Annotated in this window: 16 protein-coding genes; 8 read left to right on the forward strand and 8 right to left on the reverse strand. The window is 44.2% G+C overall.

Features of this window, described 5'->3' with window-relative positions; genetic code table 11:
- Positions 1-80: 80 nt before the first annotated feature.
- The 4 genes from WFJ73_RS23250 to WFJ73_RS23265 form a co-directional block, all read right to left on the reverse strand.
- Complete coding sequence (locus WFJ73_RS23250; protein WP_336775345.1) at positions 81-746, reverse strand: hypothetical protein; 666 nt, start codon at positions 744-746, stop codon at positions 81-83.
- Between the two features lie 12 nt (positions 747-758).
- Positions 759-1,214: a PadR family transcriptional regulator gene (locus tag WFJ73_RS23255; protein WP_336775346.1), complete on the reverse strand. Its 456-nt coding sequence runs from the start codon at positions 1,212-1,214 to the stop codon at positions 759-761.
- An 826-nt stretch (positions 1,215-2,040) separates the two neighbouring features.
- On the reverse strand, positions 2,041-2,748 hold the full coding sequence (locus WFJ73_RS23260; protein WP_336775347.1) for a tyrosine-type recombinase/integrase: 708 nt from the start codon (positions 2,746-2,748) through the stop codon (positions 2,041-2,043).
- A complete protein-coding gene (locus tag WFJ73_RS23265; RefSeq protein ID WP_336775348.1) occupies positions 2,745-5,714 on the reverse strand; it encodes a Tn3 family transposase in 2,970 nt (989 codons plus the stop codon). Before WFJ73_RS23265 ends, WFJ73_RS23260 begins: the two co-directional genes overlap by 4 nt.
- A 299-nt stretch (positions 5,715-6,013) precedes the next feature.
- Here WFJ73_RS23265 and WFJ73_RS23270 point away from each other — a divergent pair, with 299 nt between their 5' ends.
- From WFJ73_RS23270 to WFJ73_RS23285, 4 genes are read left to right on the forward strand one after another with little or no spacing between them, the layout of a single operon-like run.
- Positions 6,014-6,391: an ArsR/SmtB family transcription factor gene (locus tag WFJ73_RS23270; RefSeq protein ID WP_336775349.1), complete on the forward strand. Its 378-nt coding sequence runs from the start codon at positions 6,014-6,016 to the stop codon at positions 6,389-6,391.
- 10 nt (positions 6,392-6,401) lie between these two features.
- A complete protein-coding gene (locus WFJ73_RS23275; protein WP_336775422.1) occupies positions 6,402-8,510 on the forward strand; it encodes a heavy metal translocating P-type ATPase in 2,109 nt (702 codons plus the stop codon).
- A 34-nt stretch (positions 8,511-8,544) separates the two neighbouring features.
- A complete protein-coding gene (lspA, locus tag WFJ73_RS23280; protein WP_336775350.1) occupies positions 8,545-9,015 on the forward strand; it encodes a signal peptidase II in 471 nt (156 codons plus the stop codon).
- A 53-nt stretch (positions 9,016-9,068) separates the two neighbouring features.
- Positions 9,069-9,872: an undecaprenyl-diphosphate phosphatase gene (locus WFJ73_RS23285; protein WP_336775351.1), complete on the forward strand. Its 804-nt coding sequence runs from the start codon at positions 9,069-9,071 to the stop codon at positions 9,870-9,872.
- A 135-nt stretch (positions 9,873-10,007) separates the two neighbouring features.
- Here the strand turns inward: WFJ73_RS23285 and WFJ73_RS33460 are convergent, their stop codons facing one another.
- Positions 10,008-10,187: a CLC_0170 family protein gene (locus WFJ73_RS33460; protein WP_442955983.1), complete on the reverse strand. Its 180-nt coding sequence runs from the start codon at positions 10,185-10,187 to the stop codon at positions 10,008-10,010.
- A 678-nt stretch (positions 10,188-10,865) separates the two neighbouring features.
- Between WFJ73_RS33460 and WFJ73_RS23290 the strand changes: the two genes are divergently transcribed.
- A complete protein-coding gene (locus WFJ73_RS23290; RefSeq protein WP_336775352.1) occupies positions 10,866-11,336 on the forward strand; it encodes an ankyrin repeat domain-containing protein in 471 nt (156 codons plus the stop codon).
- 68 nt (positions 11,337-11,404) lie between these two features.
- Here WFJ73_RS23290 and WFJ73_RS23295 read toward each other — a convergent pair whose 3' ends face one another.
- Entirely contained in the window at positions 11,405-11,839 is a 435-nt protein-coding gene (locus tag WFJ73_RS23295; RefSeq protein ID WP_336775353.1) for a hypothetical protein, read from the reverse strand.
- Positions 11,840-11,899: 60 nt separating this feature from the next.
- A complete protein-coding gene (locus WFJ73_RS23300; RefSeq protein WP_336775354.1) occupies positions 11,900-12,571 on the reverse strand; it encodes a SprT-like domain-containing protein in 672 nt (223 codons plus the stop codon).
- Between the two features lie 397 nt (positions 12,572-12,968).
- Here WFJ73_RS23300 and WFJ73_RS23305 point away from each other — a divergent pair, with 397 nt between their 5' ends.
- The 3 genes from WFJ73_RS23305 to WFJ73_RS23315 all read left to right on the forward strand — a co-directional run bounded on the left by WFJ73_RS23305 (position 12,969) and on the right by WFJ73_RS23315 (position 14,758).
- Positions 12,969-13,259: a DUF1330 domain-containing protein gene (locus tag WFJ73_RS23305; protein WP_336775355.1), complete on the forward strand. Its 291-nt coding sequence runs from the start codon at positions 12,969-12,971 to the stop codon at positions 13,257-13,259.
- Positions 13,260-13,701: 442 nt separating this feature from the next.
- On the forward strand, positions 13,702-14,385 hold the full coding sequence (locus tag WFJ73_RS23310) for a hypothetical protein (protein WP_336775356.1): 684 nt from the start codon (positions 13,702-13,704) through the stop codon (positions 14,383-14,385).
- Positions 14,360-14,758 carry a toxin-antitoxin system TumE family protein gene (locus WFJ73_RS23315; protein WP_336775357.1) on the forward strand — a complete coding sequence of 133 codons (399 nt, stop codon included), beginning with the start codon at positions 14,360-14,362 and terminating at the stop codon, positions 14,756-14,758. The genes WFJ73_RS23310 and WFJ73_RS23315 overlap by 26 nt, the downstream gene beginning before the upstream one ends.
- A 67-nt stretch (positions 14,759-14,825) precedes the next feature.
- On the opposite strand, the gene WFJ73_RS23320 is transcribed toward WFJ73_RS23315, so the two are convergent.
- The gene (locus WFJ73_RS23320) at positions 14,826-15,404 is read right to left on the reverse strand and encodes a recombinase family protein (RefSeq protein WP_336775423.1); all 579 of its coding nucleotides are present in this window, start codon (positions 15,402-15,404) and stop codon (positions 14,826-14,828) included.
- Positions 15,405-15,418: the final 14 nt, after the last annotated feature.

The raw sequence follows: 15,418 nt of genomic DNA on the forward strand, positions 1-15,418 counted from the left end.
CAGTGATTAGATCTATGAAAAGAGCGCAGGATGTGGCCCCTCACCATCCTGCGCTCTTAATATTACTAGAGAGTACTTATCTATTGCTGTCTCATTAATTGTTCATATCGCAGCACTACGTCTGCCGGTGCTTTTTTCTTCAAATGACCTGGCAAATCTTTAAAGCAATATTTCATAGTTTTAAGATTAATCGCTGGTATCGATCTTAAGAATTCCCAATCATCATGTGAAATTTGCTGATGGCAGATATTACATTCATGTCGAACAACTGTTTTTGCTGACTGGCCAGTAACATCGACTGGTGGAACAGATTGCATTAAATGATGCAGAGCCGGATTACTGGCCCAATCCCTTTCTGCTTGATAATGAGGAGCAAGATCCTTCCACCCCATCTCCCATGTATCCAGAGCTTCACGCAGCGCTTCTGAGTAAGCTTGATCGACTTTATTGGTAATCGTCTTGCTCTTGGCTTCAGTTCCAAGATCAAGCACAGCAAACCCTTTGCCGTCACGGTAATGCTCTCCGATCGTTACCCGGACAATCACACATACAAACGCGTTAGGCACATCAATTTGAATATCTTTTATGTCTAGGCTCCATCGTCCTGATGTAGCAGTTTCTACCCGATCATTATAAACTTGGATCGGAATGTAGGCCCGATTATTATCTCCCCGTTTTTGAACCGTTCCTGGAGGGAAAGGGGCTCTCAAATGCTCGATTATACTCTTGTATTCCAGTTCATCCATTCCCTTTACCTCCTATCGCAAATCCATCAGATCATATTTACTTATGTAAGTTTCAAATTGATTGTATACTTCCTGAGCTCGCTTAACCCGTCCAGGCAATTCTCGCATGAGCTCTTTAAAATACTCCAGACCATGATCGGTGATCGCATAATACCGGTTATACCGATTATCCGTACTCCACTCACGCGTAACATGTCCTTTTTCAGCTAATGTTTTAAGACGCTGGCTTAAGTAAGCGTCATTTACGCCAACTTTTCCGCCGAGTGCTGCTAGAATACGGGCATCAAGTTCTCTTTGATATAAACGGCCATCCTGCAGCTCAGAGAGCACAACAAAATCAATGACTTGTTGGACCTTAACAACATAACCGAGAGCTTCTTCTTTTTCGATAGGCTTTTCACTACGTCCCATAAAATCGTCCCTTCCTATAGACATAGACTGTTGGCAGGGGAGAGCGCTAAATTTCAAACCACCCCTCCTAATTATACCACAACCACTCGCAAACAATATACTTGTAAACACGCATGTGGGGCTCTATAGTCTCCGCTTCCCTTTCTCTTCTTCTATCCCCTTCCGACCATCTTTTCTACTCACTCTGTACCTAGATTTATATCTAGTTGCAGATTTCAACCCTCCTCCTATATCCGTGTTTATCCTTTGGGGTATTCTTCACCAAGTCGCAGACCACCTCCCTGCTCCTTAATCCGGATCAAGTTGCAGTTTCCGTCCGCCGGGGCGGCCGCCGCGCACACGCGCAAAATCAAAACATGGTCGGAACGGGATTGCTAAAAGAAGTAAATAAAGTGGAAAGTGGCAAGAAGAGGCGTGAAGCAGCAGGTCCAGTAAACGGGTAAACTTAAGTGCGCGATAAGATGGCTCATGTACAAACGGGCTAGATACGTGGATGGATGAAGCGGGATCAGAGCTTGGCTGCTGTGGGTGTTGCAGGCAGCGGATGCCGTAAGTAAGTCCACGGCGATCGAACGAAAGTAAAGATTGCGTAACGAGATAACGTTGCAGAGATCGCCGGTGAAGCGAATGTCGCAAGGGCAGGCGCTAGACATGCGTGTTTACACGTATATTGAATAAAAGTAAAATGATACATTCATGCTTCTCATTCTTGAAGCCTAGTGTATTTCATCTGATTATCCTTCTGGCAAAGAGGTATTTGCTTTTCCAGTAAGGTTTATTCATGTCCGTCAGAAATACATTCGATGTGGGTAAACAATGAACCATCTTCTGCTTACCGCGGGTAGTACCAGCGAAGCTGACACCACCCGCAAAATAGATGTTATTAAATGGGGAATCTATTGATGACCTCGTTGTACTCCTGCTGGGCATCTGTGATTGCCAGCTTTGAATAGACTTCCAACGACTTACGGCTTTCGTGGCCCGAATATGGCTGTATAAGTGCGTCATCAATGCCTTGCTTTTTAAGCCAGGTCAAAAGGAAATGTCGCAGCTTATGCGGCGATAGAATTTGTACAAGACCAGCTTCTTCCGAATATTTAGCCAGAATCTTTCGTATTCCCCGATCCGTATATTTTTTCTTCCACGATGATTCGAACAGGTAAACCGCCTGCTTCTTTTTCATTGAATCAGCGTGCATGGCCAGCATTTCCTTGAACGATTGAGGGAAAGGTACTATGCGATCCTTGCTCCCCTTGCCCTTATTAATTCGAATTTGGCAGTAATGGAAATCAACATCAGATAACTTGATATTGATCAGCTCGCTTACCCGAACGCCGGTATATAGCAGCGTCTTGACGATCATCATGTCTTGAAAGTTCTTCGCTTGCCAAACCACATCGTAGTAGCGCTTAAGCTCCTCTTCTGTAGGTACATAGGGGAGCTTCTTCGCTGTTTTTGGAACCGCTACCTCCAGCTCTGCTCGGAGATGCTGAAACAGGCTTTTGAGATAGGCATAATCTGGCCGTTCCCCCCGGAGATACTTCGCTAGCTCCTTCGCTTTGCGTTTCGGGGATATGCGTCTTTCACTCACGCAATAACACCTTCTTCCAACGGAAGGCGTTCACTCATGTTCAGCCTAAATGTGCCATAAGGGTTTACGTGCGTGTAGATCAGCGGGGTAAGCGCCCGTAAGTCTTCCGGAGTCATCATATCGAACCATTTACGGTCGGATAGGATGCTTTGAAGCATAATGGTATTGATGTACACCAGGCAGTTTTGCAGAAGGTGAAGAGACAATACGGCCAGCTCTTGATCCTCTAACCGGTTGGTAGAGATTTCTCCACCTTTGCCGTAAAAGATAAAGCTATTGGCCGAGTTCCAATTTTCCACAACATTCAAGCCTTCATTGATCTCTCGGCGCAGCTCCTCCGAGTGCAGGTAATCGCACAGGAATATCGTTTTGACTGCTTTACCGAGTTCTCCCAAAGCTTGATAGGTCGGATGTTTTAAATTATTTCGGGTAAATCGTTTCAAGATGGCTTCAGTTTCGGCGGTTCCAAGTCGCAGAGCCGTAGCGTACTTCATCATTTGATCATATTGCTGCCGAATCAACTCCCAGTTAATTGGGCGGGTCAGCACCGGTTGCAAATTCGGATAGGCATCTGTCATGCCTGGTTCGGGCCGGTAAAGTTTTTGCGAATGAATCGCTTTGAGCCGTGGCATGAGCTGATAGCCCAAAAGGTAACAAAATGCGAACGCAACCTCGCTCTGGCCGTGTGAATCCACGTAATTCTTCTCGACCTCCATTTCGGTGCAATGACGAAGCAATCCTTCCATCATGGCAGCGACTTCAGAGGAGGAGCAAGATTTGAGTTGCGAGTAAATGCATGTCGAATTCTTCTCAACGTGCCAGTATATCATTACTCCGCGGCCACGGTACCTGATATGCCATTCCGTCATCAGATTTTGATCCCATGCACCAAACTTTTTAGAATCAGATGCACAGGAAGTCGTAGCATCACCCCAAATATCCTGCATCCGAACACGAAAAATGGCATTCACTACTTCGGAAATTGCGTTTCGAAGATTGTCCTTATGAATGAATTTCCTCCGGACGTACAGCAAGTCTTTGTAGCTTTCTCCATGCTCACCAGCACTCACACGTTTTAAACCAGTATTCGTCCCGAGACCATAAAGGGATAGGATAAGTCTCTTTTGCCGCGTATCTCGGTCTAACGCTTCGCGTACTGCAACAGTCTTGAATTTTTCTGTAAATCCAACACGGAGATCGGCCTCTTTTAAAATGTCCAAGAGGCTCGTCATCGGCCAGCGGCGTAACATCTCAGATTTTATCCGCGATAGGTTGACCGGCTCTGCTTGTGGATCTAACGGAGATAAGCCAATCCAACCGTTCCCCTTTTCCGTGATCCGGACCTTGAGGTTTTTCTGGAGACCGGTATCAAGCTTTTCTAATCCGTCTTTCATGGCCTGCTTCAACGTTGCAATGAATGCTTCCGCATCTAGCGGCTGCTTTAGAGCCTTATAATTTTCTTCCCGCCGTTCCTCGAAGTCTGTTGGCAAGTCATCATCCGGATTCCGGTACCGGTTCGCTCCGACCACCCATATTTCCTTACAACGAAGCTTTTCCCGTAAAGCTTGCAGGACACTTATTTCATAATTCATCCGATTAATCCGCTCTTGGCCTTTCTCGTCCTTCTCTACAATGATTTCTTTATTAACAGTTCGGATCACACCATCAACGGGGATTTCTTCGGACATCGGCAAATAATGATGGCCAGTATCTGAATGTTTCTTGACCAGCTCCAACGCTCGAATCACTGGCCGATGCACTTCATTGTTTGATCGAAAATCCAGGATGCCTAATATTTCAGGAACCATACGGCGGTAGTGACTCCCGTAGGAAGCCCGAATAATGGTATGGATTTTCTCCCGGTAAGCCGGTCCGGTGTGTTTGAATTCTTTTATCAAATCCCGTAATGTTTGCTCATTAACGACCGGGAAAATAACATCACGAATTACTCCGTCCGGATTATTGACGGCGGACTGCGCCATGTTGAATAAAATGCCATACTTATTGCTTACCTTGCGTAAGTCATTCAGGATTTCCTTTTCGACTTTGCGTTCTGCCCGTACTCCTACCCGATGGACGATTTGAATGAGCAGCTCGATTAAATTGTCCGTTATCTCCATACTTCTTAGCCAGAAGAAGGCGGCCAACAGTGTATAACGGATAGGAACAGGATGGCGGCGAAGTTCCCGGAGATCCTCTGTTGCGGTCCGCTGCCGGTACTTGGTCAATACTTTAAGAGGAATTTCACGAAACAGATCATCCGGAAGTTCCAGATTTCGAATCGTTCGCAGCTTGCGTACTTCTCTTAATACACTTACGACACCTGGTTTGCCCGGATCAGCCTTCAGCTCTTGAAAAGAAAGAAGTCCCTCGTCGCTGCTTGAACCGTCCTGATCTTCATCCAGAAATGCGATACTATCTACAAGTGAATCCAATTTAGACAAAGACGTTGTAGGCAGATTTTCCAGTGTGGCTTGGAAAAATTGCTCCTCATATTTACGGATTGCGGCTCTGATAAGTCGCTCGATGCGATCAGGCGTAGGCGGTACAACTTTCATCTCCCGAAATCGCCGGTATACGGTCTCAACCAAATGTTCGAAGTCGTGATCCTGAAATAACACATTTTTGCATAGCCAATCGATTACCTCTTCAGCATCATTGATGGTATCCTCACGAAAGCCAAAGAACTCCCTGATTTGTGTTCGATGGTAGGTGATGGAGCGACCGGCCCAATCGTATTGTGCATACAGCTCTGCCGGTGCCTCGATCTGCTTTGCTATGTATTGAATGACTGCTTTGGGCACTTCGAATTTATGGAATGGGAATCGCGCTTCATATTGGAAAAACTTAAACAGAACAGCAAACCCCAACCGAGTCTCCCCCGACTTATTACCGACTTGCTGCATTTCATTTGGAAGAAATGTAAAATCCTCAATTAACTCCTCCAGCTCCCAATTTCGCTTCATATGATCCCCTCCGAGTAAAGTTCCTAAAATGGTCAGAACCGGAACAAATGATTTGAAACAAGTATATCTAATGTCCATTTCAGGTACAATAAATAGTTCATATTGTGGGAAGTTCCAATTCCAAAAACAAATTAGGAACTCTGTATTTTCGAGTATCTTTTTCTTCTCCTACCCTCGTTGAACTAACTCCGATGGACAACCCCCAGCATTATATTCTTCAATCAAATTTTCATTTGATTGTATAAATAAAATTGTTTATGATAATAATCAAGGATAGGTTTGATTGAAGAGGTGAGAGCATGAGCGAAAAAGAAAAGGATTCGTGTGAGATTTATTGTTATGACGAAGCGAAAGTCCGAAAGGTACAACACGCGCTTGAAGGACAAAATATTCATTCCATGATCAAGATTTTCAAGGTTTTAGCCGACGAGACGAGAATGATGATCGCTTATGCCTTATGTGAAGAGCACGAATTATGCGTTTGTGACGTGGCGAACATTATCGGTTCCACCATGGCTACCGCATCTCATCACCTGCGCCTGCTGCGCAATATGGGAATTGCAAATTATCGCAAAGAGGGAAAGCTGGTTTTTTACTCTCTTCAAGATGAACAGCTTAAGCAACTCATTCGTCTGGCCATTGAACAACAGAAAGAGGGTGCTTTAATTGGAAAATAGATCAGAAGAAATGAGCATAGAGAAAAAAAGCGTTTATCGTGTTCAAGGGTTTACGTGCGCAAATTGTGCCGCAACCTTCGAAAAAAATGTACAGTCGCTGCCTAAGGTTGATAAAGCTCAGGTTAACTTTGGAGCATCCAAACTGACCGTATATGGTGAAGCCAGCATTCCGGATTTGGAAAAAGCCGGTGCATTTGAAGGGCTAAAGGTTTATCCGGAGAAAGAAAAACGGGAAGTCGAACGTGTTCCGTTATGGAAACGTAAAGAGACGATGACGAGTGTATTGTCCGCCCTCCTTATCATCGCTGGTTACGTTGTAGGCAAGGAAAATTCGCTCGGGCTTGTCTTGTTTGGACTCGCCATTGTTGTTGGCGGATACGAATTATTTATCAAAGGTTTCAAAGGTCTCGTCCGATTCAATTTCAACATGAACACCCTAATGACAGTGGCGATTATCGGTGCAGCCGTTATCGGCGAATGGGCTGAAGGCGCAATCGTCGTCATGTTGTTTGCGATCAGCGAAGCGCTTGAGAAATTCTCCATGGAGAAAGCGCGTCAGTCCATCCGTTCCTTGATGGGTGTGGCGCCGAAAGAAGCCACGATCCGTAGGGGAACGCAGGAAATGCAGATCCCCGTTGATGACATTCAAATCGGCGATATCATGATTGTCAAACCGGGCCAGAAATTGGCAATGGACGGGAAAGTCATCAAAGGCAATTCAGCCGTTAACCAAGCGGCCATTACGGGTGAGTCCGTGCCGGTTGCAAAAACGGCCGGCGACGAAGTGTACGCGGGCACATTGAACGAAGAAGGGCTTCTTGAAGTTGAGGTTACCAAGCGGGTCGATGATACCACCATCGCCAAAATCATTCATTTAGTGGAAGAAGCACAAGCGGAAAAAGCGCCTTCACAGGCTTTCGTTGACCGCTTCGCCAAATATTACACCCCAAGCATTATGCTCGTGGCGTTCGGCATTGCGGTAATACCTCCTCTGCTGTTTAACGGAGATTGGAGTAAATGGATTTATGAGGGTTTGGCACTGCTAGTCGTCGGATGTCCGTGTGCGCTCGTTATTTCCACGCCGGTTTCGATCGTAACCGCGATCGGTAATGCGGCGAAAAACGGCGTATTGATCAAGGGCGGCGTTCACTTGGAGGAGACGGGAAAACTTTCTGTTATTGCGTTTGACAAAACGGGAACATTGACCAAAGGAGTACCAGCCGTCACCGACATTGTGATGCTGAATGGTCAAGATGAACAAGAATTTCTCGGCATCGCAGCTGGCATCGAAAAATGGTCGCAGCACCCGCTCGCCTCGGCGATTGTCCGTAAAGCGGATGAAGCGAATATCCGTCTAACCCGGTGGGAAGCACAGGACTTCTCCTCGATTACAGGGAAAGGCGCAAAAGCGGTAGTACAAGGCAAGACCTATTACATCGGGAGTCCTCGGTTGTTTGAAGAGCTACTGCAAGGCGGCCTGAACGCACAACTTTCCGATCAAATTGAAAGCTTGCAGAAGCAAGGTAAAACCGTCATGGTGCTCGGAACCGAGCAAGAAGCCTCTGCGCTGATTGCTGTCGCTGACGAGGTTCGTGAAAGCAGCCGTGCTGTGATTCGCAAGCTGCATGACCTTGGCGTGAAGCGAACCATCATGCTCACAGGCGATAACAAAGCCACAGGTGAGGCGATCGGGAAGCAAGTCGGAATTAGCGAAGTGAAAGCGGAATTGCTGCCCCAGCACAAGCTGGAGGCCATCAAGGACTTGAAAAACAGCGATCATGTAGGCATGGTTGGCGATGGCGTTAATGATGCTCCTGCTCTAGCCAGTGCCAACATCGGTATCGCAATGGGCGGAGCCGGAACGGATACCGCGCTCGAGACCGCGGATATCGCGCTCATGGCGGATGACTTAAATAAATTGCCGTTTACGATAAAGCTCAGCCGTAAAACCTTGCATATCATCAAACAGAATATTACCTTCTCCTTGGTCATCAAGGCTGCGGCTCTTGCTCTAGTCATCCCCGGCTGGTTAACGCTGTGGATCGCGATCCTTGCGGACGTTGGCGCAACTTTGTTAGTTACATTGAACGGAATGAGATTGCGGAAAGTCAGGGGCTGATGCCCCTGGCTTTTCACTGAAAAGGAGCTACAGGATGTTACGTTATTATATTGTCGCACTTCTTGCATTCCTCGTTGATCAAGTGACGAAATGGATTGTCGCGACATACATGACGATTGATCAAAAGGTATCGTTCATACCAGGACTCATTGGATTTACTTCGATTCGGAATCGCGGAGCGGCCTTTGGTATTCTGCAAAACCAACGTCTATTCTTCGTTGTGCTGACATCCATTGTCTTAGTTGGCATCGTTATTTATTTGCGCAAAGTATACCGTGAGAAAAAACTGCTGTCTTATGGTTTGGCGCTTATCTTTGGCGGCGCGCTAGGTAATTTCATCGACCGGGCGTTCAATGGTGAAGTGGTCGATATGCTGGAGTTTCAATTTATCGAATACCCTGTTTTTAATATGTCGGATGTATTTATCTTTACCGGCGTTGTTATCGTAATAATCGACTCCATCCTATTCTCAAAAACGGACAAAGCTAAGACTTTGCAGGAATAATACGTTAAGCTGATCTGTGCCTCGTAGATCCAAAAATAGGAGTGAAATACAAGATGAATGACATTTTTAACGCAATTATTATGGGAGTTGTGGAAGGATTAACAGAATTTCTACCCGTATCATCGACAGGACATATGATTTTAACGGCGCATTTGCTTAACTTCCTAGGAGAAAGAGCCAAAACATTCGAAATTATTGTTCAACTTGGCGCCGTTATCGCTGTCTTTGTCCTATATTTTCGACGCTTTCTCCGTTTTTTTAATTTTAAACCTGGATATTTGCAGCGACCAGGAGTCAATATCATTCATGTAGGATTGGCGATGGCCCCTGCTGTAATTATCGGCCTTGCTCTACATGATTTTATAAAACAATATTTATTCGGACCATGGTCTGTGCTCATAGGCTTGGTAGCTGGCGGGATCTTGATGATCGTGGCAGAGAGGGTACGTATACCAGTAACAGCCGACTCCATGGACGATATTACATACAAACAAGCTTTTCTCATTGGGGTCTTTCAATGTTTGGCGCTCTGGCCAGGCTTCTCCCGTTCCGGTTCCACTATCTCTGGTGGTTTACTGGTCGGCACGAGCCAAAAAGCAGTTGCTGAATTTACCTTTATTGTATCCGTTCCGATCATGTTCGCTGCCTCGGGTTTAGACTTATATAAGAGCCGTGCTTTCTTGACGTTCGATGATCTTGGTTTGTTCCTCGTCGGATTGGCTGTCTCTTTTGTCGTCGGAATGATTGCGGTAGTAACATTCATAAATGCAATTAAACGGCTTAAGTTGTCTTGGTTTGCTTATTATCGTTTCGTGTTGGCGTTTTTTTTCTACCTTATTCTTTCGCAAAGTTTTTAAACGAGTTGGAAATCCGATTAAGGAGTCCATCTCTTATGGATTGTTGCTCACCGTCAAGCAATGTCGAACCATCCAAAACCAATTGTCCAACCTGCGGGGAATGGGTAAAAGTATACTTCTTATTTCCTTATCGGCTCAATATAACCATATCCACACAGCCACGCCCGCAAGTATAAAGTTAATCAGTCCTAATGAATATGCCCATCTACTTTCTCTTATCAGACCTTGAGCTTTATTATTTTTAGCATCAAAGAATAACATCATAACAGTAAATAAAAGTATACACGTTAAAATTGGGTTCTTAAATGCGATCATTGTTTGTTAAATACCTCCAGTTCCATAAAAGGATTCACAAATAATACACTGAATATACATGTGGAGTTGTTTTGTAAAAGCATGTCTCTACACTCGGGATATCGCACTGATGGTTAATCATTTAGTCAAACTACCTAAAAGTGTGAAAGAATTCGTATCCAATATGTCACTATTCGATCAGGATGTCAGTTTTGACCGTTTTGAGGACAACTGGATAACTGGGTTTTTTATACAAGGTAAACAGTACCCAAGTAAATAGAAAGCAGCCGATGGCCTTTAAATTGATTGGAATCGGCTGCTTTTTATTGCTAAATCCTAAAAGCGGATGGTTCAGACTGTTTGGATTGATTATAACGAATGACCGTTTGAAATTTCTAACTGTAAATTATTTCATTCTACTTTGCGGGTGGTGTCAGCTTCGCTGGTGCTACCCCAGAACAGGGTGCTGATGCCAAGACACTTTCGGCAGGTTTTGTTAAGAAACTTATTGAGAATAGAAAAGTTACCGAGATTGACCAGCTTTTAAAAGCAGGACTACCATTTAGGTTAATAAAAGACGAAGCAATAGATGATTCGTACGACATTCTACACATGGCCCTTGGTCACGAAAATTTTGATATCGTACAAGTCGTTCTCAATAATGGTGTTGATTTGAAAGAGTATGAAGAAGGCGGAAAGATGATCCCATTAGTGGCGCGACATCTTTATTCAGCTAAAATAACGCAAATGCTTTTAGATTATACGGGATATGATGTTAATTTCCCGTTTAATCATGATAATAGAACCTTGCTTGTAGATTCGCTCAAAAACCAAGGGGCTTCCTGCGATACGGCATTTCTGCTCATTGAGCGTGGAGCTGATGTAGATTCAACGGATAAGAAAGGATTCTTCCCGCTGTATCTTGCAGTACGCAACAAGGCGCTAGTTGCTGCACGGAAACTGCTTGAAAAAGGGGCTAATCCGAATCGTTCATTTGGAGAACATAATTTAGTTAGCCTGGCAGCAAGTACAGCTGATTATAAAATGCTTCAATTGTTGGAGGAATTTAATACCGATATGACTGCTTTGACGCCTAGGGGCAAGAAGCCAATAGAACTTGTACCTAATTATGAGCAATTTTTAAGCTGCATGATCCTCTCTCACAAATAAGACGTAATAAAGAGAAGTCGTTCTTCTTATGGGAAGGACGACTTCTCTTTTTGCTTTTATTTGTAGCATCAGGTGATCAACCCAAGTTCCCTTAACCTGGCTGTGACGCCTTCAATCCTTTTGCGACGTTCGATCTCCTCATATGGAATTTCATTTCTTTTCTCGTACTTTTCTCTTAATTGGACCAATATTGATGGAATGGGTTCGATATCATGTTGCAGCAGCTCCGGATCCTCGCAGGCAAGCTTTAATACCTCAAGGAAATGGTTTAGGCTTGTCTCTCCTAAATTCCTAAACGACAATAAGTTAAAATAACTAAAATCTAAAAGCTGATTAAATAAAAGAACCTTGCTTCCTTGTAAAATTCTAAGCACTCGTCTAATGGCAGGAAGTCGGTTCGGATCCGCATATCGCTCTACCAAAGAAATAGGAGCTTCTGCATAGTCATCTGAAATTATAAAATAGTGGTTTAGTGGTTTGTAGATATCAATATGCCTTTTCATCGTATATGGCTCCTGACTTCTACTGCCGGCAATATACTACTGGTTATGCCTGCAGCTCTTTTAAGATCCAACCAGTGGTTCGTTACAATCGCCACAAATAATATTTACCTTTTCTTTCGAGGAACGCACAATTAAATCGCAATTAGGACAAGTCCATTTATAGGAATTAGATTTCTTTGTGCCAGGGCTAACCGTATTACCACCTTGGCTTTCGGTATCCTGGTTCGAACTAATCTCCGGGAGGGGAGTGGTTCTGCGAGCAATTTGAAATGCAGCGTGATTGATCCCTAAATGCAATATTTTTTCTTTCGTTTCATCTGTCAATCTGGAGAAGGACCACCCATATGTAGAGTGAGGCTTATTATCGGGATAATAAAAGCCCCGTCGCTCACTTTCCTTTTTAAAACGGTTGTTATGGTAAGTTCCCCCACGAGAACAGTCCTGGATCCCATTAACTAAATTATAGAGATGGACCATTTCATGCATCATGGTATCCATCGTTTCCATGAGTTCTATATTTAGATATTCTGCCGAGATATTGAGCTCATACTTTCTAATTTTTCCTTCCTGATCCCGCCAAACTTCTTTCGTCGTACACCATCCCATAGAGAGTCTTTTCCCGCTGGATTGTATCGTAATGGCCGGCTCAGGCAGTTCTCCATCAAAAAAATTCTTGTTAAGCAATTCAAATGCCCGATGAAGTTCGTTAGTGGCTGCTTGTATGTTCGACACCTTAATTCACCTCTTGTTTTTGAATATTAATATTCAAAAATGACTGTTATTAATTTTATCGGTATCATCAAGGAGAATTTTAATATCAAAAAAAAGCTGCAGATCTACCAGGGCAGCGATCGATACGTTCGCCGGCGCGTGGCCATTGCGGCAGTTGCAGATCTACCAGGGCAGCGATCAGTACGTTCGCCGGCGCATGGCCAGCGCGGCAGCTGCAGATCTACCAGGCGCAGCGATCGGAACGCTCGCCGGCGCGTGGTCAGCGCGGCAACTCCGGATCCAATGGCAAATAAGGGCTTAAATATATGCCGAATAATGCCGATGTACTAACTAATCAAAGTTACTATTTTTATGCTAGTACCTTGAAATATGATTATTATGAAGGAGAAATTACACCATGAGCGTTTTTCTAATCGTTGATATTGAGGTTACCAACCCTGAAGGATTCCAGGAGTATGCAAACACAGCCCCTGTCCTGATGATGAAAGAATACGGAGCAAAGCTAATTTCCCATGATTCACAGGCTGTAACTTATGAGGGCGATTGGAATCCAAAAACTATGATTGTTTGGGAATTTCCTGACCATGAGACAGTTCAGCGTTTTCATAATTCAAAGGAATACAAGGAAATTGTAGGCATTCGCCGTGCTAATGCAATAACCCGTTCTGTAGCAGTCTCTGCCGGTTAAGTTATTAGAAAAACAAAAAAGAACATATATTCTCTGACAGACTGTTGTCAGTAAGCATGTGTTAACTTGGTAATAAGCCCACGGTGCAGGTAGATACGTACCTGGTAAACGGCACGCGCAGAGATCGGACCAGACAAGCCCGAATGTGCCTGTAAGTACGCAAGGAGTACAGGTAATCGTGATATTCTCGAAAGGACTCCCGGCCGTGGGTGTCTTTTTTGTTTTGTGCCCCCGGCAGCCATTATAAATTCTATTTCAAAACGCTAATCACGGTTACATCCGAGGGCTTAACGTAATTTTCTCTCAATTGTTGGAGGGACCCCCAGGTATAAAACCTTTTCCTTTGCATAACACTGTTTAATAAGGGTTTAAGTTAGTTTAAGTTTATGTATTGATAACTTAAACCTAAAGTGTTAATATGGGGGTATGGGGTGATATGCTAATGCCTATTACATACAGTGAGAAGACTATCTTTTCTAAACAGTCCAAATCTATTGCGGACATGTTGTTGCACCTGGATCAAGACAACTTTGAAAATACTGTGTTGTTGTTTAAAGTCCTTGCGCATGCATTGCGAAATAACGAGGTTTTAATTGAAGGATTAGATGAATCTATATTTGAAAGACCGGAGCTGCTGAAGGAGAAAATTTATGTTCTGCTTCAACACGCGCTTACTGTAGCTACGGCTGCTGCAACAAGTACCGTGATACTGAAAGATTATTCGCCTGCACAACTGGGCAAATTTTTCGGAGTGAGCGTGGTTACAATTCATAAATGGATTAAACAGAATCGTTTTGTCGGCGTAGAAATTGCCGGTGATAACAAGCACAACCGCATTTCTGAAAATACAGAGTTTATCACAAATTCTGGAGATAGAATGCTCGTAAGTGAAGTCGCAGAAATGTGGCACAAACAAGAAGCTGAAATGGCTGCTTTAGAGCGCCAAGAAAGCCAGTTAGAGTATTACACTAGATTAATCGCAGATTACGAACAAAAATACGGTGGCGAGTTCGAACGAACGCTCGGAGCAAAAGTACACCTGACACCTGAAGAGCAAACCGATGCTGAAATTTGGTCCCATCTATTGGGGAGGCAAAATATTGAGTTTGGGGATTCCAAAGAGTAACTTTTTATTTATCGAAACCAACTTCAAAGACATTATTGAAGAGGTTCGAGAGGGTGTTAATGGGTTAAGTAGTCAGGCAGGGCTCATTAGAAAAACTATTGTTTTTCGTGATATGTCTAAAATGCTCTGTACAGAAGTTCTTGACCCCACCCGAGCATGCATCGAACTTTATTGGTATGATTGGTATGGCAGTAACAAGAAAGAAATCATGAAATTCCATGCCCATTACCATCCAGACGGTACACCTGTAGAAATAACAAAATTCGACCCGTATCACATGCATGTCGATGAGAAGCGACTTCACAGCGGGAGCTTTAAAGAACTGGCACTCATTCTTGAATTTATTCGCCTCAGACAAGCTTCTTTGAGATAGTACACTGGAATTTAAAATCTGCCACGATCAAAAAAGCTCCAGGGATAAGAATCCCTGGAGCTTTTTCTTAATATGAGGCTGCCTGCGGCGGTATCGTGCGTTTGGTTCGTGCTGCTCTTGCGAGTGTGCTCCTACTTATGCCGGTCATCTCTTCGACTTGTGTATAGGAGTTACTGAGCAGGAGTGACAATGCATGTTCTATTTGCTTCTTCGTATATTTCTTAGGGCGACCTTCTCTGAAATCCGGATTAAGCTTTGCAATGGCCTTACCTTCTGCTGTGCGCTCAATTATCAGGTTACGCTCCATTTCTGCAACTGCAAGCATTGTCTGGAGGAAGAAGCGTCCCATCGTGGTATTCTCCAGTAGTCCAACGTTCAAGACATGAACCTTGACGCTGCGCTTGAACATATCCTCAATGATCTCGATTCCCTCTTTGGTGTTACGTGCCAAACGATCCAGCTTGGTAACCACTAAGACGTCACCGGCTTTAAGTTTTGCGAGTAGCGCCTTTAGCTCTGGACGAGCTGTTGTCGTTCCGGTGTATTTCTCCTGAGCAATCTCTTCGCATCCTTCATTCCTTAGCGACTCAATCTGAGAGGTGAGCTCCTGCAGCTTAGTACTGACTCGGGCATATCCGTATTTAATGAAAATTCGCCTCC

Origin of the sequence: Paenibacillus sp. MMO-58 (assembly GCF_037146255.1) — a bacterium.
In the GTDB taxonomy this organism is placed as follows: Bacteria; Bacillota; Bacilli; order Paenibacillales; family Paenibacillaceae; genus Pristimantibacillus.